The organism is Mediterraneibacter agrestimuris (assembly GCF_943193195.1).
GTDB classification, from domain to species: Bacteria; Bacillota; Clostridia; order Lachnospirales; family Lachnospiraceae; genus Schaedlerella; species Schaedlerella agrestimuris.
Map to the genome: position 1 here is coordinate 82,387 of NZ_CALPDG010000006.1, position 23,793 is coordinate 106,179.

General features: G+C 43.1%; 22 protein-coding genes. 7 read left to right on the forward strand and 15 right to left on the reverse strand.

Annotation, left to right across the window (positions count from 1 at the left end):
- The first annotated feature begins 2 nt into the window (after positions 1-2).
- The 5 genes from accD to NFS18_RS05145 all read left to right on the forward strand — a co-directional run bounded on the left by accD (position 3) and on the right by NFS18_RS05145 (position 6,041).
- Positions 3-863, forward strand: a complete 861-nt coding sequence (gene accD / locus NFS18_RS05125) for an acetyl-CoA carboxylase, carboxyltransferase subunit beta (RefSeq protein WP_251388616.1) — start codon at positions 3-5, stop codon at positions 861-863.
- Entirely contained in the window at positions 860-1,651 is a 792-nt protein-coding gene (locus NFS18_RS05130; protein ID WP_251388618.1) for an acetyl-CoA carboxylase carboxyltransferase subunit alpha, read from the forward strand. Before accD ends, NFS18_RS05130 begins: the two co-directional genes overlap by 4 nt.
- A 2-nt stretch (positions 1,652-1,653) precedes the next feature.
- Complete coding sequence (locus tag NFS18_RS05135; protein ID WP_251388620.1) at positions 1,654-3,288, forward strand: AMP-binding protein; 1,635 nt, start codon at positions 1,654-1,656, stop codon at positions 3,286-3,288.
- Between the two features lie 73 nt (positions 3,289-3,361).
- Entirely contained in the window at positions 3,362-5,365 is a 2,004-nt protein-coding gene (locus tag NFS18_RS05140; protein WP_251388622.1) for a PAS domain-containing protein, read from the forward strand.
- A gap of 202 nt (positions 5,366-5,567) precedes the next feature.
- Positions 5,568-6,041: an acyl-CoA thioesterase gene (locus tag NFS18_RS05145; RefSeq protein ID WP_251388624.1), complete on the forward strand. Its 474-nt coding sequence runs from the start codon at positions 5,568-5,570 to the stop codon at positions 6,039-6,041.
- Positions 6,042-6,186: 145 nt separating this feature from the next.
- Here NFS18_RS05145 and NFS18_RS05150 read toward each other — a convergent pair whose 3' ends face one another.
- Both NFS18_RS05150 and NFS18_RS05155 read right to left on the reverse strand, forming a co-directional pair.
- Entirely contained in the window at positions 6,187-7,002 is an 816-nt protein-coding gene (locus NFS18_RS05150) for a PHP domain-containing protein (protein WP_251388626.1), read from the reverse strand.
- A 46-nt stretch (positions 7,003-7,048) separates the two neighbouring features.
- Complete coding sequence (locus NFS18_RS05155) at positions 7,049-7,891, reverse strand: TMEM198/TM7SF3 family protein (RefSeq protein WP_251388628.1); 843 nt, start codon at positions 7,889-7,891, stop codon at positions 7,049-7,051.
- Positions 7,892-8,651: 760 nt separating this feature from the next.
- Here NFS18_RS05155 and asnA point away from each other — a divergent pair.
- On the forward strand, positions 8,652-9,662 hold the full coding sequence (asnA, locus tag NFS18_RS05160; RefSeq protein WP_251388630.1) for an aspartate--ammonia ligase: 1,011 nt from the start codon (positions 8,652-8,654) through the stop codon (positions 9,660-9,662).
- 278 nt (positions 9,663-9,940) lie between these two features.
- On the opposite strand, the gene NFS18_RS05165 is transcribed toward asnA, so the two are convergent.
- The 13 genes from NFS18_RS05165 to NFS18_RS05225 form a co-directional block, all read right to left on the reverse strand.
- On the reverse strand, positions 9,941-11,071 hold the full coding sequence (locus NFS18_RS05165) for a DUF362 domain-containing protein (protein ID WP_251388632.1): 1,131 nt from the start codon (positions 11,069-11,071) through the stop codon (positions 9,941-9,943).
- Positions 11,072-11,100: 29 nt separating this feature from the next.
- Entirely contained in the window at positions 11,101-11,973 is an 873-nt protein-coding gene (locus NFS18_RS05170; protein WP_251388634.1) for a DMT family transporter, read from the reverse strand.
- 11 nt (positions 11,974-11,984) lie between these two features.
- Entirely contained in the window at positions 11,985-12,905 is a 921-nt protein-coding gene (locus NFS18_RS05175) for a SufB/SufD family protein (RefSeq protein WP_251388637.1), read from the reverse strand.
- Positions 12,892-13,641: an ABC transporter ATP-binding protein gene (locus NFS18_RS05180; RefSeq protein WP_251388639.1), complete on the reverse strand. Its 750-nt coding sequence runs from the start codon at positions 13,639-13,641 to the stop codon at positions 12,892-12,894. Before NFS18_RS05180 ends, NFS18_RS05175 begins: the two co-directional genes overlap by 14 nt.
- A 203-nt stretch (positions 13,642-13,844) precedes the next feature.
- Positions 13,845-15,119 (reverse strand): peptidoglycan-binding protein, encoded by a 1,275-nt coding sequence (locus tag NFS18_RS05185; protein WP_251388641.1) that lies wholly within the window; start codon positions 15,117-15,119, stop codon positions 13,845-13,847.
- An 82-nt stretch (positions 15,120-15,201) separates the two neighbouring features.
- Complete coding sequence (locus NFS18_RS05190; protein ID WP_251388643.1) at positions 15,202-15,381, reverse strand: hypothetical protein; 180 nt, start codon at positions 15,379-15,381, stop codon at positions 15,202-15,204.
- A gap of 125 nt (positions 15,382-15,506) precedes the next feature.
- Complete coding sequence (rseP, locus tag NFS18_RS05195) at positions 15,507-16,541, reverse strand: RIP metalloprotease RseP (protein ID WP_251388645.1); 1,035 nt, start codon at positions 16,539-16,541, stop codon at positions 15,507-15,509.
- Between the two features lie 72 nt (positions 16,542-16,613).
- Entirely contained in the window at positions 16,614-17,762 is a 1,149-nt protein-coding gene (gene dxr, locus NFS18_RS05200) for a 1-deoxy-D-xylulose-5-phosphate reductoisomerase (protein ID WP_251388647.1), read from the reverse strand.
- Between the two features lie 73 nt (positions 17,763-17,835).
- Positions 17,836-18,654: a phosphatidate cytidylyltransferase gene (locus tag NFS18_RS05205; protein WP_251388649.1), complete on the reverse strand. Its 819-nt coding sequence runs from the start codon at positions 18,652-18,654 to the stop codon at positions 17,836-17,838.
- Positions 18,647-19,363, reverse strand: a complete 717-nt coding sequence (locus NFS18_RS05210) for an isoprenyl transferase (protein ID WP_251388651.1) — start codon at positions 19,361-19,363, stop codon at positions 18,647-18,649. The genes NFS18_RS05205 and NFS18_RS05210 overlap by 8 nt, the downstream gene beginning before the upstream one ends.
- Positions 19,364-19,530: 167 nt before the next feature.
- The gene (frr, locus tag NFS18_RS05215) at positions 19,531-20,082 is read right to left on the reverse strand and encodes a ribosome recycling factor (RefSeq protein ID WP_251388652.1); all 552 of its coding nucleotides are present in this window, start codon (positions 20,080-20,082) and stop codon (positions 19,531-19,533) included.
- A gap of 35 nt (positions 20,083-20,117) precedes the next feature.
- Positions 20,118-20,813: a UMP kinase gene (pyrH, locus tag NFS18_RS05220; protein WP_251388655.1), complete on the reverse strand. Its 696-nt coding sequence runs from the start codon at positions 20,811-20,813 to the stop codon at positions 20,118-20,120.
- Positions 20,814-20,869: 56 nt separating this feature from the next.
- On the reverse strand, positions 20,870-22,438 hold the full coding sequence (locus tag NFS18_RS05225) for a ClC family H(+)/Cl(-) exchange transporter (RefSeq protein ID WP_251388657.1): 1,569 nt from the start codon (positions 22,436-22,438) through the stop codon (positions 20,870-20,872).
- Positions 22,439-22,768: 330 nt separating this feature from the next.
- On the opposite strand from NFS18_RS05225, the gene aroF reads away from it, so the two are divergent.
- Positions 22,769-23,785: a 3-deoxy-7-phosphoheptulonate synthase gene (gene aroF, locus NFS18_RS05230; protein WP_251388659.1), complete on the forward strand. Its 1,017-nt coding sequence runs from the start codon at positions 22,769-22,771 to the stop codon at positions 23,783-23,785.
- Positions 23,786-23,793: the final 8 nt, after the last annotated feature.

The window sequence follows — 23,793 nt, forward strand, 5'->3', positions numbered from 1 at the left end:
AAATGACATTGTTGAATTTTTTGAAACCCAAGAACCAATTAGAAGAAGGCGGCCGTACTTCTGCTCCCATACAGCGCGATGACGGAGAGCCTGAAAAAAAATGCCCCAATTGCCGCAAAGATATTCCTTTGAGCCGGCTCTGGGCGAATGATCTTGTTTGCCCCTGTGGTTATCATTTCCGTATGAAAGCCCGCCAGCGCATTCAGATGATTACCGATAAAGGAAGCTTTCACGAGCTGTATTCTAATATGAAATCAGACAATCCGCTGAACTTCCCCGGCTATAACGACAAGATAGAAACCGTTCGTGTCGCAAGCCGTGAAAAAGAAGCTGTAGTATGCGGCACTGCTATGATCAGCGGGCAAAACTGCTGCTTATTTGTTATGGAATCCTATTTTATGATGGGCAGTATGGGCAGCGCTGTCGGCGAGAAGATCACTTCACTTTTTGAATATGCCGTACAGCACAGGCTGCCTGTTATCGGCTTTACCGTTTCGGGCGGCGCCCGTATGCAGGAAGGCTTGTTATCTCTGATGCAGATGGCAAAAACAAGCGCTGCAGTTAAACGTCATAGTGATGCAGGCTTGTTGTATATTGCAGTGCTTACCGACCCGACGACCGGAGGTGTAACTGCCAGCTTTGCTATGGAAGCTGATATCATTCTTGCAGAACCCGGTGCAACTGTCGGCTTTGCAGGTGCTAGAGTCATTGAACAGACAACAAAGAAAGCTCTCCCCGATGGATTTCAAAAGTCAGAGTTTGTACTGGCACACGGGTTTATTGACAGTATCATCTCTCGTTCCAACCAAAAGAAATATCTGACTGAGCTGTTAAAACTGCACGATGGGAGGGCAATCATATGAGTGAAACGGCATACGGACGCGTGAAACTTGCCCGTGATAACAAAAGACCAACCGGGCTTGACTATATAAAAAATATTTTCAAAGGCTTTATCGAGCTGCATGGCGATCGCCGCTATGCAGATGATCCTGCCGTTGTGGGTGGTATTGCAAAACTGAACGACCATCCTGTAACCGTAATTGCAATTGAAAAAGGCCATACTGCCAAAGAACGTACTTATCGCAATTTCGGCGCACCTCAGCCAGAGGGATATAGGAAAGCATTGCGTTTGATGAAACAGGCAGAAAAATTCGGCAGACCAGTCATTTGCTTTGTTGATACATCTGGTGCATATTGCGGAATCGGCGCCGAGAAACGAGGTCAGGGACAGGCCATTGCCGAAAATCTGCTGGAAATGTCAACTCTCTGTGTTCCTATTATTTCCGTTCTGATCGGTGAGGGCGGCAGCGGCGGCGCACTTGCACTTGCTGTTGCAGACAGGGTTTGGATGCTGCAGAACGCCGTGTATTCAGTGATTTCTCCGGAAGGCTGTGCAAGCATTCTCTGGAAGGACTCCAGCAAGGCAGAAGCGGCGGCAGCAAGCCTGAAACTAACGGCTGAGGACGCTAAAAACCTGGGTGTGATCGAACGCATCCTTTCCGAAAATGATATTGGAAAAAAGGAGTTTTATGACCACATCCGTATTCTTTTAACGGAAGAACTTAAAACCCTGACCAACGACATTGACCTGACGCAAAACCGATATGGCAGATTTCGTAATCTTGGCGTCAGTGCAGTAATTAAGGAGTAAGTATGAGTATATACAAACAGTATTGTAATGAAATTATAGATGAAACCGGCAGACTGAAAAAAATAACACTCACATATCCCGACAATTTTAACTTCGGTTATGATGTTGTTGATAAAATTGCAGATGAAACACCGGATAAACGCGCCCTTGTGTGGTGTAATGTCGAGGGCGAAGAACACATCTTTTCATTTGCAGATATAAAAAAATACAGCAATCAGATGGCAAATGTATTCCGCAGCGCCGGAATCGGTCATGGTGACCGTGTTATGCTGGTTTTGAAACGCCACTATGAGTATTGGTTCGCGGCAGTAGCTTTGCATAAACTGGGTGCAGTGATGATTCCCGCAACCCATATGCTGACAGTCAGTGATTTTGTATATCGTATCAAATCTTCCGGCGCAAAGGCGATCATCTGCACCACTCAAAATGAAGTTCCACAGAAGATAACCGCTGCATTAAAAGAGTCCGGCATGACAGCAAAGCTCTGGTGCGTACAGCAAAAAACGGATGGATTTGAAAATCTGACCGCTGCTATGAAGTACGCAAGTAAAGAACTGGAGCGTATAGAGTCTTCTGCAGCCGATCCGATGATGTTGTATTTTACATCGGGTACTACCGGCTATCCCAAGGGCGTAATTCATGAACACACCTATCCGTTAGCTCATATCGTAACTGCAAAATACTGGCATCAGGCAGAAGACAATGGCTTACATTTTACTGTTGCAGAAACTGGATGGGCAAAAGCCTCTTGGGGAAAAATCTATGGACAATGGCTGATCGGCAGCGCTGTAATGGTTTATGACTTTGATAACTTTGAGCCGAAACAGTTAACCGCTGTGATTAACCGCTACGGCGTAACCTCCTTCTGCGCTCCCCCTACCGTTTACCGATATCTTGTGCGCAAAGGTATTCCTGATATGCCGACTCTCAAACACGCTGCAACTGCTGGTGAAATGCTGGCTCCCGAAGTATTTCGCAAATTTACAGAACGCACCGGGCTGCCGCTTTGTGAGGGTTACGGTCAGACCGAGACAACCCTTTTGATGGCAAACTTCAAAGGATATGATGCTGTCGAAGGATCTATGGGAACGCCTTCCCCCTTTTATAATATTGAGCTTCGAGGAAAAAACGGTCAGGCTGTCGGTATCGGTGAGATTGGCGAAGTGGTTATCATTCCAGATGAATCCGGTAAACACCCCGGCGTGTTCACTGCATATCTTAACAATGAGGAACAGTACGATAATGTATGGCGTGATGGAGTGTATCACACAGGTGATGCGGCATATATGGATGAAAACGGCCGCTACTGGTTCCACGGACGGTTTGATGATATTATCAAAACCGGAGGGTTCCGTGTAGGTCCGTATGAAGTGGAAAATGTATTGATGGAGCATCCTGCCGTTTTGGAATGCAGTGTTATCGGTGTACCGGACCCGCTTAGAGGTCAGGCGATCAAGGCTGTGATCGTTCTTGATGCAGGATATACTCCTTCCACAGAACTTGAATTGGAAATTAAAAATTTCTGCAATCAGAAGCTTGCAGAATATAAGTGGATCCGTCGGATTGAATTCACAACTGAAATGCCTAAGACAATCAGCGAAAAAATTCAAAAAACAGTACTTCGCAGTCAAAAATAAGTATGCTATAATATAATGCAGTTTTGTATACAATCCCATTGGCAGAGAGTGAAGCTCTGCAAAAGGAGTTACTATGAACAATATGCTAAGCAATATAGAGGAAATACTTAGTAATCAAATTTGCGGCTTTCATCAGTATGTTTTGACCTCCCCCATTCATCTAAGTTATGTTAGTCATAATTTATGTGAAATGGCGGGTGTTCAAAAAGATGAATTATTAGATGACAGCAGAGATCTTTATGTACAACTGATCCACCCTGCCGACCGTGAAAAGTATTCCTGCTTTATACATAAAACGGCATTGAAAGAACAGACTCTTACTGGTGAATACCGTCTCATCAAAAAGGACGGTACAATTATCCATGTAAGAGATACTGTCATATCTAAAAGAAATGACTGCGGAGTCCTTATTGGAAATTCTGTTTTAACAGATATCACTGATATCAGAAATGAAAACAGCGATCTGCAGTTTTTGAGCGAATCTATTCCTTGCGGATTTTTAAGGTATACATGTGAAAAACATCCAAAGATCACATATATCAACCAGAAAATGATTGAACTTCTGCGTTTCCCGGAAACCAGAGACGGAGAAATCGATTATCTGGAAATGTATAAAAATAATATTTTCCTGTTGATTCCAATGGAGGAACACCGCAGATTTTCAAAATATCTAAATCGTGTTTATTCCGCAGATACTCCTATTGCCGGAGATATGACTCTGCTTCGCTGTGATGGTACTCGTGCCAATATATTTGGATGGGTCACAAAGTGTATCAATGAACAGGGTGAAGCGGAATTTCAAAGTGTCTGTATGGATATTACAGAACGTTATCAGGCAAGAAAAACGAATGAAACCAAGCGTTATCTAAAAGCTCTGGCTGATGTCTACGATAAGATTTTTGAGTTTGATCTGGATGCTAATACTGTGAAATGTTTGTATTGTGATGAAACATCATATTTTAAACGATTCGAGAATATCGCAATGCAGCTCGAAGATGCGTTGGAAAAATGGCTGATCGCCTCGGTCATTCCAGAAAATCAAGATGATATCCGACGTTTCTTTCAAGATTTCTGCCAGAAAAGTCTACATAGAATTGACGGAAAACCGCCGCAGATCACTTATAAAGCCCATTCCTCTGATAATAGTATCAGGCAGTATACAGGCGTATTTATTAAAGTGGATGAATCCATGAGCTTTTATTGCTGCCGTAAAAAGAAAGAATTGAATGATGCCGCTGCATTAAAATTAGAGAACAGCCAGCTAAAAGAAACAATGCGTGATCTGGTTATGCAATTTTCTGACGGGATTGCCGCCTTTGAAATATCACCAGAATGCTCTGTAAAGCCATTATACGCCAGCAAAAATGTATGCAGGTTCTTTGGTTATACTGAAGAAGAATGGCTCCCATTGACGGACTGTTTTACTCCATTAGAAAATTTTGCAGCATACAGCAAAGCTACTTATGAGGACCTTACAGATCTTCTGAGAACAGGCGAAGCCGAATTCACATACTTTGATTATCAGACGAAAACCGAACGAAAAATAAAAGCAATTTGTTCTGAAAAAGAGCCGGCTGCCAATTCTTCACGGTATGTTATGCTCTATGCTGTAGAAGACGGCAAGCCTGATTATAAACAAACTTTACCGGAAAATCGTACTGTTTCTATCCGCACATTTGGATACTTTGATGTGTTTGTTGGTGAGAGTCCGATCGCATTTCGTAATAAAAAATCCAAAGAACTATTTGCTTTGCTTGTTGACCGCAAAGGCGGCTATGTGACCTCAGACGAGGCTATTTGCTTTTTGTGGGAGGATGAACCAGTCAATACTTTAACACTTTCCAGATACCGGAAGGTCGCGCTCCGTTTGAAAAGCACATTGGAGGAATACGGAATTTCAGATATTGTCGAATCCGTAGACGGAAAGCGCCGTATCGTAATGAATAAAGTCGAATGTGACCTGTATAATTATCTTTCCGGCAAAAGTGAATATACACACCTTTTCAAAGGTAATTACCTGACGAATTACAGTTGGGGCGAAACAACCCTGGGAGAACTGATAAATAATCAGAAATGAAACACACATGTTACAGTTCACACGGCATCTTGCACTGCGCTGCAAGGTGTCCGACCAATGAAGTGATGACAGTAACACACATAAAATAATGGTCAACCACCAAAATGGCTGCATTGATTTTCTATATAAATGGAATTATAATAGGAATGGAAACGGCTGTGCTGTTTTACACGGACAAACGATAGAGGAATGGTGAAGCATTATGATAGAAATGAGAACTATAGAAGAATCCAAAGTGGAAACGGTACACATTGTACGTCCGAATCACTTAAACGGCGCAGGACGTCTTTTCGGTGGTATCCTAATGCAGTGGATGGATGAGGTTGCTGGTATTGTCGGCAGCCGCCATACAAGGTGTAACTGTACCACTGCTTCCGTGGACAACCTCCGGTTTATCCGAGGTGCATATCAGAAAGAACTGGTGGTCATTATCGGAAAAGTCACTTATGTCGGAACAACATCTCTTGAAGTACGTGTTGATTCTTATGTCGAAGATAAAGACGGCATGAGACGCCCAATCAACCGTGCATACTTCACAATGGTTGCTTTGGATGAAAACGACACACCCTGTCTGGTTCCCAGATTAGACATCAAATCTGAAGAGGAAAAAGCCGAATGGGAAGGAGCTAAGAAGCGCCGCGCTATGAGAGAGAAGCGCAAAACAGAAGGTTTCTAAATCACACTCCCTTTTGCAATTTAACATAATATCACTGCAGCATAAACAAAACAGCCTGCCTGTCTTGGAAAGGTCCTCAAAAATATACCCTCCCACAGACATCCAGGCTGACTATACATTGCTATATACTTTTTATATTCATTTTCTACTCCGTATAATATAACTCGATCGGATCAATCGGGTCTACCGGATTTTCCTGCCCCATCTTCACATTGCGCCCACGCCGTCTGATCAACTCGCCCGCCTTGTTATATACCCAGAAGGAATACACCAGAATCTTATTGACCTTACCCATCCGTTCCTTCGTTGTCTTGTCATAATATGTGCCTCCTGTTTCAAATGCTGTCTTCTTATGAATCATAGAAATCAGCTCTGTCTCACAGGTCACCGGTTCTGGCAATACAGTGTATGCCCGTCCCACACAGTTCGTCTTATGCGAATCACTTCCGCCCACTGTTACTTTATTATACTTCTTTGCCAGCCGCAATGCTTTGGCATTCGCCTCCGCATTCTCACAGCAATTATATGCTTCCACAAAATCAAACCGCTTAATCAATTCAGGAGATTTGTAGAACCGCTTTGTATTGGCAAAACTCTGGTACTTCTCTCCATAGGGATGCGCCGGCCCGATCACTCCGCCGTTACGATGCACCAGATCAATCAGAACCGATGCCCGCATTCCGCGCAGCTCCAACAGACGCATCTTTACACCCTCCGGCATAATCACCAGCATATGTCCCGCATCCCTTGTATCGTACTCAATCCCTTTGAGTACAACAAAATCCGTATGCCTTTTCCCCTTAATATTATTCTTCCAGTAACGGTATCCATTATACGTGTTGTGATCAGTAATGACCATCCCCTGGAATCCCTTACGCTTTAAAAGCGTAATATACTCATCCACACTGACCCTGCTGTCGATGGAACCCTCCTTCACATGGCAATGCATATCAATCTTCATATGCAAGCTCCTTTCTCATATCGTTATATATTATATTTTCATCTGATCATTCAATGTATGTAATATCATCATCTTCTTCAATGTCATATTCATCGTCAAACTGAGAATCAACCTCATATTCCTCATATGCATGACTAATCTTTCTGCCCTCCTCATCTTCCGGAATACTGTCCAGATTCTCCATCATGGCACGTGCCTTTTCTACTTCATTTTCCGTAGAATGCTGCTCGCGGATCTCGGCTGCCTTCTTCAGATTGTGCTTTTTACGTTTTCCAGACTCCATTACAAACTGCGCCCAAATACCTAAGACTGCAAATACTGCAATAGCTGCAATCTGCACCCATTCTGCATCAATCGGAATAAACAAACTTACCATAGCACCAAGACCTGCCGCACCATACAAACCTGTCAAAATCATGATTACAGGCTCTGCAAATGCAACAGTGAGAAGTGCCGCTGCCAAGCCAATTCCCAAACTAACATATACCATCGTCATATCTGTCGGATTCAAAAAAGTATATGCCAGTGATGCTGCTGCTATCCATGCAACGAGAAAGACCCCGACCCTATACAAGATTGCTCCTAGACATGCCATAACGATACCTGCTGCAATGGAAATAATCATTGTGGCTGTAGCTTCCAGCTCAAATTGTGTTGCCGTTATCCATCCCCCGATTCCGCATCCAATAGCAAAGCAAAGAATTGCAGCCCACACACGAACCATTTTTAAGCCGAAAAAACACCACAATACTCCTAATACTGCCAGCACAATCAGTGAAATCAACACTGTTCCCCGTAAATTATCCAGTGAAACTTTTGAGCCGCCAAAAATCTGTTCCAGCGACATACTTCTCATCTGATTCAAATAAGAATTTACATCCAATGTCATTATATTACACTCCTCTCTTGCTTTCCCCAAATTTCGTTTCCATTTTATCAATATTTTTATCATTATTCAAGAGAATTGTATATAATTACTGCTCACCTACGGTGAAAGGGCGGATTCTAGTTTCCCATCACGCATTTTTACGAAGTTTGCAACAAGTGCAAACTCCTATGCTGAACTGTTACTTCCCCTGCTACACAAGTATAATATATATACCATAAAATGAAGATGAATATCAACCTGCACTTTGGTTAATATTCATCTTCATCTTGATATTTCAATCATTCTTTTACCTCTTTCTACCCTTGTGGATAGTTTTCCTGTTTTTTAAATTACGTTTTCGGTGGTCCGTACCTCCTATTCATAAATTTTTCCCTTTTCCTTTTCTCGGATAAGAACTCCGTCCCGTGATGAATTTTACTTCTCTTATAACTTTCTCGTCATTATAATAATTTCTTCATCTTATTTCTTATCTTTTTCGAGATGGAATCGGTATTTATTTCTTGATTAGATATTAACACTCTATTTTATTTTTGTCAATATATTTTTGTAATTTTAATTATATTTTTTTAAATTATACAACAATTATTATTCTGAATAAAAATAGACTGTTATCGTTTGTTTATAGACCAAGAAAATTCTCCTTTATGTACAGCAACTTTTATATTTTTTTTAAAAAGATTTGACATCTGCCTTTCTGCTCTTTAAAATATGAATATCTTTGGTTATTTATTGGTATTAATATATAAAGGAGTGATAGAAGATGGAACATTTAATTATCCCCGAAGGATATTCCTCCCCTCTGACAATCCGGGAAACCGAGGTTGCCATCAAGGAGATCAAGGATCATTTTGAGCGTTCACTGGCAAAAGCACTGCATCTGACCCGTGTATCTGCCCCACTGTTTGTAACACCTGAATCAGGTTTGAATGATAATCTAAACGGTGTAGAGCGTCCGGTGGCGTTTGGTATCAAGGAGCAGGATGACTCCATTGCTGAGATTGTACACTCCCTTGCAAAATGGAAACGCTACGCATTGAAGCATTATGATTTTCACTCAGGTGAGGGATTATACACCGATATGACAGCCATCCGCAGAGATGAAGATACAGACAACATCCACTCTCTCTATGTGGATCAATGGGACTGGGAAAAGGTGATTTCAAAGCAAGAACGAAATATGGAAACTCTGGAATACACAGTCCGCAAAGTATTCAGCGCATTGAAGGAAACGGAAAGCTTTATCTGCCGGCGTTACAACTACATAGAGGAATTGCTTCCTGATGATATTTTCTTCATCAGTTCTCAAGAGTTGGAAAACATGTATCCGAAATGTACTCCAAAGGAACGGGAGTATAACATCGCAAAAGCAAAAGGCGCCGTATTTATTACTCAGATCGGAAGTATACTTGCTTCTGGAGAAAAGCACGACGGACGTGCGCCGGACTATGATGACTGGGATTTGAATGGTGATATCATCGTATACTATCCCGTACTGGATATCGCACTGGAATTGTCCTCCATGGGAGTGCGCGTAGATGAAAGTTCTCTTGCAAGACAGTTAAAAGCTGCCGGATGTGAAGAGCGTTCCGAACTTGCATTCCAGAAAGCTCTGCTTAACTGTGAACTCCCTTATACAATCGGCGGTGGAATCGGGCAATCCCGTATCTGTATGTATTACCTCCGCAAAGCACATATAGGCGAGGTCCATGCTTCGCTGTGGCCGCAGGAAATCGTTGACTGTGCATTAAAAAACGGAATTCAGTTATTGTAAGCTTAAAACATTCCGCTGGACTGTTTTATCGCATGCCTGACAGCTCAAAAGCAGCAGAACTCAGTTAATTTCTGAATTCTGCTGCTTTTATGTATTTTATCCAGATCCTCTAGTCCCTTTGCCAATCTTATTGTAACTATTCAGCCTTTTGGCTTCATAGTCACAGTATCCGCCCTATTTTAAATTCACCTACGGTGAAAGGGCGGATTCTATTTTTCCATCACGCATTTTTACGGACTTTGCAGCAAGTGCAAAGTCCTACGCTGAACTGTTATGTCTTACTTCATAAATATCAGTTCATATTCTCTGGAACCAAGTCCTATCTTCTCTGCATGTGCCAGACAGGTCTTATACTCTGAATTAGGTGTGGTATTCTCAAAATGGTCATGATGATCACAGAAGTGTTCATGTCCATAATTATCCGAAAGCTGGCTGTTCGGCAGCGGCGCTGCTTTTAAACAAGCATCCACACATGCCTGATCAAGAGCCAGCGGATCAAATGACGCAAACATTCCGATATTCGGCAAAATCGGCGCATCATTCTCTGGATGACAGTCGCAATTCGGAGACACGTCCACAACAAGTGAAATGTGAAAATTCGGCCGGCCGTCCACAACTGCCTTCGTATATTCTGCCATTCTACAGTTCAGCTCTTTCGTAGCCGCATCATTCTGAAACTCTATAGCATCAAAATTACAAGCGCCGACACAGCGTCCACATCCTACACAATTGTTCAGATTCACTGACATTTTCTCCGTCTGTTCATCAAATTCAAGTCCGTTGTTTGCACATTCCCTCATGCACTGTTTACAGCCTCTGCACTCTCCTTGTGAAATAAACGGCTTTCCGTTAGAATGCTGTTCCTTCTTGCCTGCACGTGAACCACAGCCCATACCGATATTTTTAATGGCACCACCAAATCCGGTCATTTCATGCCCCTTAAAATGCGTCAGACTGATAAATACATCGGCATCCATAATTGCATGGCCGATTTTTGCTTTTTTAATATATTCTCCGCCGGCTACCGGAACCTCTATATCATCTGTTCCCTTCAGACCATCCCCAATAAGAACCGGACATCCTACTGTCATTGGAGTAAATCCATTCTCCCATGCACAGTACAGATGCTCCAGTGCATTTTTCCGGCTGCCCGGATACAACGTATTACAGTCTGTCAAAAAAGGATGTCCTCCCAGTTCTTTTACCACATCTGCAACTGCCTTCGCATAATTAGGACGTAAAAAGCTTAAGTTTCCCATTTCTCCAAAATGCATTTTAATTGCCGCAAACTTATTGTCCATGTCAATCTGCTTAATCCCCGCTGCGTAGAGCAGACGTTTCAGCTTGGTAGGAAGCCCTTCCCCTAAATGTGCACGGAAATCTGTGTAGTATACCTTTGATACAGTCATTTCTAATCACTCCTCGTTTTTATAAAATTTTATATTGCCTTTTCCTTTTTTTGGTTATACAAAAACATTACAACTGCCATAGAACATATAACAATATATCCCATCCAGCTTAATACATCCGGCAGTTGTCCGAATACAACAAATCCAAGCACCGCTGAGAATAATATCTGTGAGTAATCATACACAGATATTTCCTTTGCCGGAGCATGGAAATATGCCGCTGTCACACTGAACTGACCGCCCGCCGCCGACAGTCCTGCCAAAAGCAGATACAAAAACTGAATCCCTGACATAGAATGAAAATCTAAAATAAGCCAGGGCAGTGTCACAAGGCAGGAAAAGGCGGAAAATACAAAGACAATAAATGGTCCTTTCTCTCCCTTCTTTCCCAAAACACGAACATATGTATATGCCACACCTGCCCCAAGACCGCCAAGCAGTCCTACCAAAGCCGCCGGAGAACTGAAGATTGCAGTTGTCGGTTTAATAATCAGCAGGCTGCCGAGAAATGCCCCCGCTACAATCACTGCCTGCGATACTGTTACTTTTTCCTTTAAAATGAAATAGCTGAAAATAATTGCAAAAAACGGTGACATTTTATTCAGCATAGAAGCATCAGAAAGCACCATATGATCTACTGCATAGAAATTACACAGGATTCCGATCGTCCCCGCTGCCGCACGCATCAGCAGATACTTGATATTTTCTTTTTTCCCAGAAAACCAAGCCTTTTCTCTGACCAGAATCACACCGGCAAAAACCAAAGATACCAAATTTCTAAAAAAGCTTTTCTGTATAGAGGGAATGTCTCCTGCCAGCCGCACAAACATTGCCATTAAAGCAAAGAAAAATGCAGCAAGAATGATATAGATAATCCCCAGATATTTCTGTTTCCTTTTCATTATTCCCCCCGTTACTTCAGGAAATTATCGATGATCACGGCTTCCGCTTCTTCTGCAGACATACCAAATGTACGAAGCTTAATCAGCTGCTCATCATTGATACGCCCGATTGCCGCCTCATGAACAATCTGAGCGTCCACATGCTTTGCGTTAATTTCCGGAATTGAACTAATCTCTGCATGATCCATAATAATAGAGTCACACTGTACATGAGCATGGCACTGGTTCACACCGACAGCCTTCGGATGAAAAATCTGCCTGGATGTACCCTTCCCCACAGAGCGGGAAATAATCCTTGCCGAGCTGTTCTTGCCCTTCAGCACAATTTCCATATTAGAAACTGCCATCTGATCCTCGTGGGTCATCAACTTCTCAGTCACATTTAACTTTGCATTCTCTGCCAATTCAATATAGCTCTCCCTCTTAGTAGAATCCACGCCCTTAATCTGAGTTGTCTCCAGCGTAAATACTGAATTCTCACCAACATAAATCTTAGTCACAGGATTAAGTACCTTTTTCCCTGTCCCTTTTCCCTCTGCGTAATGATTTTCCACATATTTTACACTGGCATTCTTCCCTACATGAAAGGAATGAATTCCATCGTGTCTTGTCTCACTGCAGCCAGAACCATGAATTCCGCATCCTGCAATGATGGTCACATCTGCGCCGTCCTGAACGAAAAAATCATTATATACCTCATCTACTCCAGCCTCTGTCATGACCACCGGGATATGCACCTGTTCATTCTGCGCTTCACCGCTGATATGAATGTCGATTCCCGGCTTGTCCTCTTTCTTTACAATCTGGATATGACGGCTGTCTCCATGGCAGACTGCCGCTGCGTTCAGACGCAGGTTGTATGCGCCTTCCTGTTTAAATCCATATGAATCAATGATATCCAAAATACCTTCCGTTACCTTATTCAACTCCACAGAGACCGCCTCCTTTCTGCTGTCTGCACGCACAGACTCCTTCGTTCCCGCTGAAAAGCTGCGGCATAATTGCCGCCGTCTCGCCTACAGACTCCACCTTACCATCTGAAATCACCATAATACGGTCTGCCATCTGAATAATCCGCTCCTGATGGGAAATCAAAATTAAACTTTCCTTCTTATCCTTGTGAATCTGCTCAAATCGCTTAATCAGCATGGAAAAACTCCAAAGGTCGATTCCCGCCTCTGGTTCATCAAAAATACAAATATCATGGTGTTTCGCAAGCACAGTTGCTATCTCAATACGTTTCATCTCTCCGCCAGATAATGTAGCATCTGCGTCACGGTCTATATATTCCACGGCACATAATCCTACACTGCTCAGTAGATCACAGCACTCATCTTCACTCAGACCACGCCCCGCAGCCAAATGCAGCAGTCTTCTCACTGTCATCCCTTTAAATCTCGGCGGCTGCTGAAACGCAAACCCTATTCCCGCTTTTGCCCGCTCATCAATCGGCATATTCGTGATATCTGTACCGTTTAACACAATCCTGCCTGACATTGGCTGGTTAATTCCCATCAGAATCTTAGCCAGCGTTGACTTACCTCCGCCGTTTGGACCAGTAATCACCAGCATTTCCCCGTCTTTCACGGAAAAACTGACATCCGACAATATCTCGGCCTGTCTGCCCTCTTCCTGTACATCATATGATAAATGTTCCACCTGCAACATTTTGTCACTACCTCTTCTTTCCTGTCTCTATATTCTCATTCTTCTGGTATCTTTCAATTTGTTTTCTTTGAAATCCCCACAATCCAGCTCTTTCCAAATTACAGCCTTATATAAAATGTAATACCACATCCCGCTTTTGTCAACTCTTTCATCATGTGTACATGGGCGGAGCTTTTGATCAAAAAGCCCCGCCCATATACTCTCTACACAAGTTCTGCAATTCTTGAAACACCTACAAAGATTTCTGATATCTTAAACCAGGTGCGAAAGTCAACCGTTCCTGTCTGTGGAAGCCCAAATACAGATTGAAACACCCGGACAGCTTCAGCAGTTGCCGGACCATAAATCCCATCTGCCTGAATCTTGGGAATCTTGGGATAAGCCCCCGCAATCACATTTAACTGTTCCTGCATCTGCCGTACCTTTTCTCCGCGTGAGCCGATTTCCAACGTGTATCCCGGCCATGAGGACGGTACACCCGATATCTCCGGCGCTGTATTGATGTACATATTATCACCATAATAATACCGGAGAATCTCAATGGTACTGTAGCCTTGTTCGCCTAAAGACATGGACCCCCACTGTGTCATCCAGTCAGGGCACTGGACACGCCTTCCGTCACAATACTGTGTCAAAATCGGCTGGCGTACATTCGGTCTGGACAGATAATTCCCATACAACTCATCCACAACAGCAGAGATAGTATCATAAATGTTCCGTTCTGGTATCCATTTATGGTCAAATGCTGTAGAAGAAGTAATTGTGAAATCATACCCTTTGTTCCTGTACCATTCTGTATAAACCCGGTTCAGTGTAAAAGACATAATTGCCAGCACATTTGCCCGGATGGTATTCTCCGGCCATGTGGCATAAATCTCACTGGATGCTACATTTTTGATGTAATCTTTGTACTTCACATAGTAATTTCTTGCAGTCGTATCCCTCGGAGAACCATCATGGACTACTATATATTCCGGCACAACCACACGGCTCAATACAATTTCTCCTGTCTCATTGGTCGGTTTAATCTCATCCTCGGCAATCTTCGGCGGATACTCCTCATATAAGGTATGCCCCGGAATCACAAAAATATCTGTCTCCCCTTCCGGATTAAGCGGACGAAGACGGACATTTTGAATTGCCGTCACTTCAGGAAGAAGCTCCGTTCCTGCAATACTCATATTCTCAAATCCCGGCGCACTGATATTCAGCGTATACTCTGAATACGGCTGTGATTCAATCGCCGGATCAAGACTATATTCCAATGGCGGAGTATCTAATTCAATTTCCTCCGCCAGCCCGGAGCTGTCCGTCTTTAATTGTTCTAATGTACTGTTAGGGACTCCCGTATAAGAAATAGAAATGGTTGCATCTGCAACCGGATAAGAAGTAATCTCCGATGTAACAGCAATGCGGAGCTTGCCTTTGTCAACTCCCGGATTTCTGTTGTCTGTTTGTGTTGCCTGCACAATATTCATAAATGTACTATCCCTCGATAAAAACTCACTATTACTATATGCAGATAATTCTCAAAAGATTAAAAAGATGATGATGCTAACTCTATTTACGGAGATTTTTACGATCTGATAGTAACTTCTCCCTTTCTTCGCAATCCATCTTCACAAAATCAGTAAATTCCACATCTACTTCATACATCGGTTCCCCGCAGCAGAACGCACGGTTCTGTTGGTTCGTATATTGGTATTTTTTACATTTAATACAATAAAACACACGCATCATCTGTACCGTTCCTCCTGTTATACATTATCGGACAAAATCCACCCGCCCGAAGGGCATGTATTGCGGTGTGCCCTTGGGTATACTTTATAATAGTTCAGCTTTTCAGCTGAACTATTTTTCTTCATTTACAGTATTTTCATAATATCGTTATACATTACAATTACCATCAGCACCATCAGTGCCACAAATCCGGCAAAGTGTACCATACCTTCCTTCTCCGGCGAAATCCGTTTGCCGCGGATTGCCTCTAAAATCAGGAATACAAGCCTTCCCCCATCCAGCGCCGGAATCGGAAGCAGATTCAGAATTCCCAGGTTGGCAGTAATAAGAATACAGAAATTCATCATGTTCAAAATTAAATTTTTGATTCCGTACTGAATTGAATTCTGATAAACATCATCCACCACGTTTACAATTCCTACCGGACCAGACAGATCTTTGATCCCTGCCTGCCCTGTCACGAGCATCTTCAAACTCTCAAACGTATAATCAATCCAATACTTTACGGTATATGCACCGTATTGTAAAGAACTGATGATTCCTGTCCTGGTACGCTCAGACGGCCCGCTGATACCCATACGCGGAAACAAATCGTTCTCTAACTGACGCGGCTCCACTATAATTGTTGTCTCTTTTCCATCTCTTAAATATGTGATTTCCATTGGTTTACTGTTCACATTTGTCAAGTTCTTTAAACTGATTTCGTCCCATAAATGAATCCGTTTTCCATCTATTTTTGTAATCACATCTCCTTCCTGCATGCCCTGCTCTTCCGCAGAATATCCCGGTTCTACACCTGTAACTACCGGAGCAATATAACCAACCCACACCGTCATGATCACACAGAAAATCCATCCCAAAACCAGATTGAACACCGGACCCGCCACAATGACAGATATTCTTGCCCAAACAGATTTACTGTTGAAGCTTCCTTCTGACATATCTTCCACATCATCCTCACCCATCATACATGCTCCGCCGAAAGGAAGCAGTTTTAGCGAAAACTTCGTCTCTCCAATCTGTTTACCGAACAAGGTCGGTCCAAGACCGAGTGAAAATTCATCCACCCGGATTTTGTTTGCCTTGGCTAATAGAAAATGTCCCAGCTCATGAATAATGATAATCGCACTGAACACAAAAATTGCCAATATAATACCCATTCAACTTCCACCTTTACAAGTTATTTTTTATATTCCATATACAAACATAATTCACTCATTATACCATACCAGTTATGAATGAACTATTGAATCAATATATGCATATACTTCCTGTTCTGTCTCCAGAATCTGTTCCAGTGATGGTTCTGCAATGTTTCTGTGCCGTTCCATACATTCCTGTATCAGCCCGGGAATCTGTAAATACTTAATTCTCCGGTCTAAAAACAGCGCCACTGCCTTTTCGTTTGCCGCATTCAGCACAGTCGGAAGAGATCCGCCTGTACGCCCCGCCTGAAAAGCCAGTTTTAATCCATAAAATGTTTCCATATCCGGTTTTTCAAATGTAATCTTTGACAACGTTTGGAAGTCCAGACGTGCTCCCGGCAGATACCGTCTCTCGGGATAATACAGAGCATACTGAATCGGAAGTTTCATATCTGGTGTTCCAAGCTCGGCAATAACCGCACCGTCCTCGTATTCCACCATAGAATGAATAATACTCTGCGGCTGTACAACAACTTCTATCTGATCCACACTGACATTAAAGAGCCATTTTGCCTCAATAACTTCCAGACCTTTATTGACCATAGTAGAAGAATCAATCGTAATTTTCCGCCCCATTTCCCAGTTGGGATGCTTCAATGCATCCTCCACCTGAATCTGTTCCAGTTCTTCTCGTTTCTTTCCGCGGAAAGGCCCTCCTGATGCGGTCAGCAAAATCTTGTGAAGCGCTTTTTCCTGCCCTCCCTGTAAAGACTGAAAAATTGCGCTGTGTTCACTGTCCACAGGAAGAATCGAGACGCCGCATTCCTTTGCGAGCGGCATAATAATATGCCCCGCTGTCACCAGTGTTTCTTTATTGGCAAGAGCAATATCCTTGCCCGCTTTAATTGCTTCAATAGTGGGACGTATTCCGATCATTCCTACAATTGCTGTGACAAGGATTTCTGCTTCCGGCATCACTGCCGCTTCCAGAAGCCCATCCATACCGGATACAATTTTCACATCCAGATCACGTACATTTTCTCGAAGCTCTTTTGCCTTTTCTTCTGTCCAGACTGCGATAAGCTTCGGATGAAACTCCCGAATCTGCTCTTCCAAAAGTCTGATATTATTACCTGCTGCTAGAGCCAGTACCTCGATATCCCCATTTTCTCTAACTACTTCCAGAGTCTGTGTACCAATGGAACCGGTAGAACCTAATATTGTTATCTTTTTCATATTCTTTCCTCTTTTATCTTATGCTTTCTATTATGAAAACCATTCCCATTTCTTCTAAATGAAGCAATTCTTTCTACAAAAGCATTGCAAGATAATAAATAATCGGCGCCGTGAAAATGACGCTGTCAAAACGGTCCAGAATCCCGCCATGTCCAGGAATCAATCTGCCGTAATCTTTGATATTGTAATTTCGCTTAATCGCAGATGCAGCCAAATCTCCTATCTGGGAGATTGCGCCGCCAATTCCGCCGATGACTGCAAATTCTACTGCTGACACTCCTGCACCGCCCCAATGGTTAATTGCCAGTGCATACAGCGCTCCTATCAGAGCCGCTCCTGCAATCCCCCCGATTCCGCCTTCTACAGATTTCTTCGGACTCAACACCGGAGCCATCTTATGTCTGCCGATCAGCATACCTACACAGTATGCACAAGTATCACATCCCCATGCACAGATAAATACCAGCCAGACTGTAAAAACACCGCCCGGCAGAAGCCGAATCTGATAAATATAGGACAACATCACTGCCACATAGAAAAATCCAAAAAACACCGCCATCACCTGACTTGGATGATATTTCGGATAAGCAAACACCATCACTGCCATCAGACAAATTAAAAATGACATAAACAGCATAATACACCAGTAGGTCAGTTCTCCCGGCAAGGTACCTATTGCTTTGACAAGCAGCAAAGCATAATACAAAAGGCCAAAAACATATCCCGCCATGCCAAGGGGTTTGTTTTCTACGTGAAACACCTGATATAATTCTCTTAGTCCAATCATACTGATTGCCGCCACGGTCACAAACAGAACCGGTCCGCCCATGATCAGCGTAATCAGTGCAATGATTACAAGTAGTATTCCACTCAACAGTCTTGTTTTAAACATCCTGTTCCTCCTTTATACCGCCGAAACGTCTATCTCTGCTGTTATAATATTCAATCGCTCTGGCCAATTCTTCCTTTGTAAAATCCGGCCATGGAATATCTGTAAAATAAAATTCTGAATATGCAAGCTGCCACAAAAGGTAATTGGACAGCCGCTGCTCGCCGCTTGTACGGATCAATAAATCTGGATCAGGAATCTCTGCTGTATCCAGATATGACTCATACCGTTTTTCATCAATCTCATCCGGCGCCACCTTACCATCTGCACAGTCTTTTGCCAAAGCCCGTGCTGCGCGCACTATCTCATCCCTGCTGCCATAATTTAATGCAATGGTAAAATTCAGACCATTGTTATTCCTGCTCGCCTCTTCCAGTTCCTCAATCCGGTTTCTGATATCGTCATCCAAAGCTGATTTGTCACCGATAACGCGTACCTTCATATCATTTTTTGCAGCTGTTTTTAAACAAGTCTTCATATAATTACGGAGCAGTTTCATCAATGCATCTACTTCCGACTGCGGACGGTTCCAGTTCTCGGTGGAAAATGCATAAACCGTCAGATATTTGATTCCCATCCTCCACGCTTCCTCACAGATACGCTCCACATTTTTGCTTCCCTGGGCGTGACCATAATTTCTCGGCATTCCCTTCGCCTTCGCCCAGCGTCCATTACCATCCAAAATAATTGCAATATGCTGCGGTACATTCATTTGTATTACATACCTCCTCGTTATGAGCACTTAGGTCTTTCACGAACCTATCAGCCGACCCGTTATATTATAAATATTAACGTGCGAAAAGGGGACTCTAAGGTCCCCTCCTTATTTCTCATGACTCTTAGACAGTCATTTAACAGTTCAGCCTTCTGGCTGAATTGTTACACAGTCATAACTTCTTTTGTCTTAGCCTCTACTGTCTTATCTACTTCCTTGATATACTTATCTGTCATCTTCTGAAGCTGGTCTTCCAAATCCTTAATTCCATCTTCAGAAATCTCACCGCCTTTTAATTTCTTAAAAGCATCGTTGCCATCACGGCGGATATTGCGGATTGCAACCTTCGCTGCCTCACCCTTTTTCTTAACATCCTTTGCCAGTTCTTTTCTTCGTTCCTCGGTAAGTTCCGGGAAGATCAGCCGTATGGCAGAACCATCGTTAGTCGGGTTGATCCCAAGATCAGATACAAGGATTGCTTTCTCTATTACCTTCAGCATGTTCTTCTCCCATGGCGCAATCTGAATCATACGTGCTTCCGGAACAGATACATTAGCCACCTGTTGGATTGGTGTCGGCGTTCCATAATAGTCTACCACAATTCTATCCAACACATGCGGATTGGCGCGTCCGGCGCGAATTGTCCCCAGTTCGCTGCCTAAGCTGCTCATTGTCTTTGTCATCTTTTCATCATATACTTTTAATTTCTCATCCATGTTGCTGTCCTCCTGATTCTTAAAAAATCTATTTATTATACCGTTACTTTGGTTCCGGTAAATGTACCACTCATTGTCTCTACAATACTGTTCTCTTCATTAAGTCCAAATACAAGCATCGGCATCTTATTCTCCAGACAGAGAATAGATGCTGTCAGATCCACTGCTGCCAGCTTCTGATCGATCACTTTCTGAATGGAAATCTCGTCATACTTCTTCGCTGCCGGATTCACCTTTGGGTCGCTGTCATAAATACCGTCAATGGCTTTTGCAAGCAACATTGCATCCGCCTCTATTTCAATTGCACGAAGTACGGCGCCTGTATCTGTTGAGAAGTACGGATGTCCGGTTCCGCCTGCAAAAAAAATTACCTTTCCTGTTTCAAGCGCCTCCACAGCAGCATCCTTTGAAAACAGACTGGTAAATGCACCGCATGTAAACGGTGTAAAAATCTCTGTTTTCATTCCCACATGTCTGAAAATATCAGAAACATAGATACAGTTCATCACCGTTGCCAGCATTCCAATCTGATCCGCCTTCGTACGGTCGATCGTCTCACTTGTACGCCCTCTCCAGAAATTGCCGCCGCCTGTTACGATCGCAACTTGAATTCCGTCATCCACAAGCTTCTTCACCTGTTCAGCCACACCGATACAGGTTGCTTCGTCAAATCCTGTTTTCTTATCTCCCGCAAGAGCTTCTCCGCTTAACTTCAGCAATACTCTTTTCATATCGTTTTGTTCCTCCGTCTGTCGTCTCTGTCATGTACATCTCATTATCATACAATCTAAAATGAAGTATAACATAACTTTTCCATTTTGTCATGTATATATCCCACATCTCTTTCATCTGTCATGGTGGTCAGTACATCTCCTGCCAGCAGCCGTGTTCTCCCTTTCGGAATCATTTCGTTTCCATTTCTCTCAAGCGCCACCAGAAGACAGTTATCCGGCCATGTAATCTCATGTACACATCGTCCTTCTAACACCGAATCTCCCATAATGACAAATGTACTCAACACCTTTTGCCGCCCAGCTTTCGGTTCTGTTTCCACATTTTTCTGCTTCTGTAAAATCCGTTCCAGGAGACTTTCATAAATCGGGTCGGAATGTAGAAGTGTTGCCGCAATATATGCAGTCACCGACACGATACTTAAAGACAACATCTGACTGACTGAACCAGACATTTCAAAAAGCAAGATAATTCCCGTAATCGGCGCACGCACAATGGCTGTAAAAAATCCTGCCATAGCAAGCAGTACAAAGTTGTTGATATACATTTCCGGAAGACCGAAAAAATTCACACCTGCCATTGCAAATATTCCTCCAATCAACGCTCCCAGAATCAGCAATGGAAAGAAAATCCCTCCCGGCGCACCGGAACCGAAGCTGACTGCTGAGAATAAGAACTTCACTATCAAGGCAGTAATTGCCATTTTTAAAACCATTTCGCCATCTGTCAGGGCTTCAATCAGATTATGTCTGCTGCCTAATACAGCGGGCATCACAAATCCCAGAACACCTGCTGTCAAAAAGGCAATCAGAATACGACCTGTTTCATTCAGACATTTTGGTTTCTTATATAAGTCCTGTGCTTTTAACATTGCCCAGTTATAGAAAACACCTGCAGCACCCACAATTATCCCAAGCACTATCAGAAGCCAATAATAATTCTGGGGCAAAGAATGTTCCAGATCAAACTGGAACACCGGTTCCAGACCAATCAGGCTGGATGCAATAAAATCCGCTGTTACTGAAGCTGTCATGACAGATATCAGAATAGACACTGAGAATCCCTTATGGATTTCCTCAACTGCAAATATAACTCCCGCCAGAGGTGCATGAAACGCTGCCGCCAGTCCTGCGCTTGCTCCGCAGGTCATCAAATACCTCTCTTCTGTTTTGCCCCTGTCCAATATCTGTGAAACACCTTTTCCTGCCATAGCCCCAAGCTGGATAGACGGTCCCTCCCGTCCCAGAGACAATCCACCCAAAAGACATAAAAAACCGCCCAAAAATTTCGCCGGAAGAACCCGCTTCCAGTTCTGCGTTAATTTTCCTGTCACTTCTCCTTCTACCTGCGGAATCCCGCTTCCTGAAATCATTGGTTCCATTTTCACCAGTTTGCCGACAATGACCGCAAACAGTGCCAGTACAGCAAACCACCCCAGTATAGCCAGCGGTTTCCCTTTTATATATGACAGAATTTGATTTAACCAATCCCCTGCATAACTCAATGCAATTCGGTAAAACAGTACAACCAGACCGCCTATAATACCAACCAGAAGACCTTCCCCGATTAAAATTACGGGAAAACGTCTTGCACGCCGGATTGTATAAGATGTATCTTTTTTCATTTTACACCTCTCATTTCTCATTCTTTAACTTTGATTTTCTACCATTCATATAGCATAAGATGTATCTTTTTTCCCATGGTATAAGTATATAACAATCTGTTGCTTTTGAATAGTATTTCCTTTTCCATAATTTCCAAAACTAACATTCGATGGTTACTGGTTAACGGTAACATGATATTGACATTTCTGTTTTCTTGTTTTATTATAATTATGTTTTCACGCTTTAAACAGCTAAAGTATCAAAATATTACTATAACAGATTTTATACTTTCTAATCAGAACATCTTGTATTAGAATAAAGAACGAGAGAGATAGGGAGGTTGATTTTTTATGATCATTGTATTAAAACCACGTACAAGCGAGGAAAATATTTCCCGTGTAGAACTTATGATCAAACGTCATGGACTTGACACACATACCGTCCGCGGAACAGAAATGACGGTTATCGGCTGTATCGGCGACACCACTTCTGTAGATTCCAGACTGTTTGAAGTAGACTCTTCTGTCGACCGGGTCATGCACGTACAGGAGCCTTATAAGCTGGCAAACCGTGCCTTTCACCCGGAAAATTCTGTCATTGATGTCTCCGGTGTAAAGGTTGGCGGCGGCAATCTGGCGCTGATCGCCGGTCCCTGTTCCGTAGAATCTTACGAACAGGTGCTTGAGGTTGCAAAAGCAGTCAAAGCTTCTGGCGCAAATATGCTCCGGGGCGGTGCCTTCAAACCACGAACCAGTCCATACGCGTTTCAAGGACTTGGATTAGAAGGTCTGGACATTCTCTGTGCTGTCAAAGAAGAAACAGGGCTTCCAATCGTAACAGAACTGATGTCGGCGGAACATCTGGATGTTTTTAATGAAAAAGTCGATTTGATTCAGATCGGCGCCAGAAATATGCAGAATTTTGATCTGCTCAAGCAGCTCGGTAAAATTGACCGTCCGATTCTGTTAAAACGCGGCTTAAATGCCACTTATGAAGAATGGGTTATGTCCGCTGAGTATATCATGGCTGCCGGAAATGAAAACGTCATCCTCTGTGAACGGGGCATCCGAACCTTTGAAACTTATACAAGAAATACTCTGGATTTGCAGAGCATTCCTGTGCTGAATAAGAAAACACATCTTCCGATTGTCATTGACCCCAGCCATGCCGGCGGGAAATGGTGGCTTGTAGAACAAATGGCAAAGGCATCTATTGCAGCCGGAGCAGACGGTCTGATGATCGAGGTTCATAACAATCCGGAATGTGCCCTTTGTGACGGCGCGCAATCGCTGAAACCTGAAAAATATGACGAACTCCTGAAACAGATCCGCAAGATTGCAGAAGTGGTAGGCAAGAAACTTTATTAATGGAGATA

Bases quoted from the DNA above. Each gene is read 5' to 3' on its own strand.
- aroF (WP_251388659.1), top strand. From the start codon at position 22,769: ATGATCATTGTATTAAAACCACGTACAAGCGAGGAAAATATTTCCCGT.
- NFS18_RS05190 (WP_251388643.1), bottom strand. From the start codon at position 15,381: ATGATGCGTGTGTTTTATTGTATTAAATGTAAAAAATACCAATATACG.
- dxr (WP_251388647.1), bottom strand. From the start codon at position 17,762: ATGAAAAAGATAACAATATTAGGTTCTACCGGTTCCATTGGTACACAG.
- NFS18_RS05205 (WP_251388649.1), bottom strand. From the start codon at position 18,654: ATGTTTAAAACAAGACTGTTGAGTGGAATACTACTTGTAATCATTGCA.
- NFS18_RS05145 (WP_251388624.1), top strand. From the start codon at position 5,568: ATGATAGAAATGAGAACTATAGAAGAATCCAAAGTGGAAACGGTACAC.
- rseP (WP_251388645.1), bottom strand. From the start codon at position 16,541: ATGGGTATTATATTGGCAATTTTTGTGTTCAGTGCGATTATCATTATT.
- NFS18_RS05225 (WP_251388657.1), bottom strand. From the start codon at position 22,438: ATGAAAAAAGATACATCTTATACAATCCGGCGTGCAAGACGTTTTCCC.
- NFS18_RS05155 (WP_251388628.1), bottom strand. From the start codon at position 7,891: ATGACATTGGATGTAAATTCTTATTTGAATCAGATGAGAAGTATGTCG.
- NFS18_RS05170 (WP_251388634.1), bottom strand. From the start codon at position 11,973: ATGAAAAGGAAACAGAAATATCTGGGGATTATCTATATCATTCTTGCT.
- NFS18_RS05150 (WP_251388626.1), bottom strand. From the start codon at position 7,002: ATGAAGATTGATATGCATTGCCATGTGAAGGAGGGTTCCATCGACAGC.
- frr (WP_251388652.1), bottom strand. From the start codon at position 20,082: ATGGATGAGAAATTAAAAGTATATGATGAAAAGATGACAAAGACAATG.
- accD (WP_251388616.1), top strand. From the start codon at position 3: ATGACATTGTTGAATTTTTTGAAACCCAAGAACCAATTAGAAGAAGGC.
- asnA (WP_251388630.1), top strand. From the start codon at position 8,652: ATGGAACATTTAATTATCCCCGAAGGATATTCCTCCCCTCTGACAATC.
- NFS18_RS05135 (WP_251388620.1), top strand. From the start codon at position 1,654: ATGAGTATATACAAACAGTATTGTAATGAAATTATAGATGAAACCGGC.
- NFS18_RS05130 (WP_251388618.1), top strand. From the start codon at position 860: ATGAGTGAAACGGCATACGGACGCGTGAAACTTGCCCGTGATAACAAA.
- NFS18_RS05210 (WP_251388651.1), bottom strand. From the start codon at position 19,363: ATGAATGTACCGCAGCATATTGCAATTATTTTGGATGGTAATGGACGC.
- NFS18_RS05180 (WP_251388639.1), bottom strand. From the start codon at position 13,641: ATGTTGCAGGTGGAACATTTATCATATGATGTACAGGAAGAGGGCAGA.
- NFS18_RS05140 (WP_251388622.1), top strand. From the start codon at position 3,362: ATGAACAATATGCTAAGCAATATAGAGGAAATACTTAGTAATCAAATT.
- NFS18_RS05165 (WP_251388632.1), bottom strand. From the start codon at position 11,071: ATGACTGTATCAAAGGTATACTACACAGATTTCCGTGCACATTTAGGG.
- pyrH (WP_251388655.1), bottom strand. From the start codon at position 20,813: ATGAAAAGAGTATTGCTGAAGTTAAGCGGAGAAGCTCTTGCGGGAGAT.
- NFS18_RS05185 (WP_251388641.1), bottom strand. From the start codon at position 15,119: ATGAATATTGTGCAGGCAACACAAACAGACAACAGAAATCCGGGAGTT.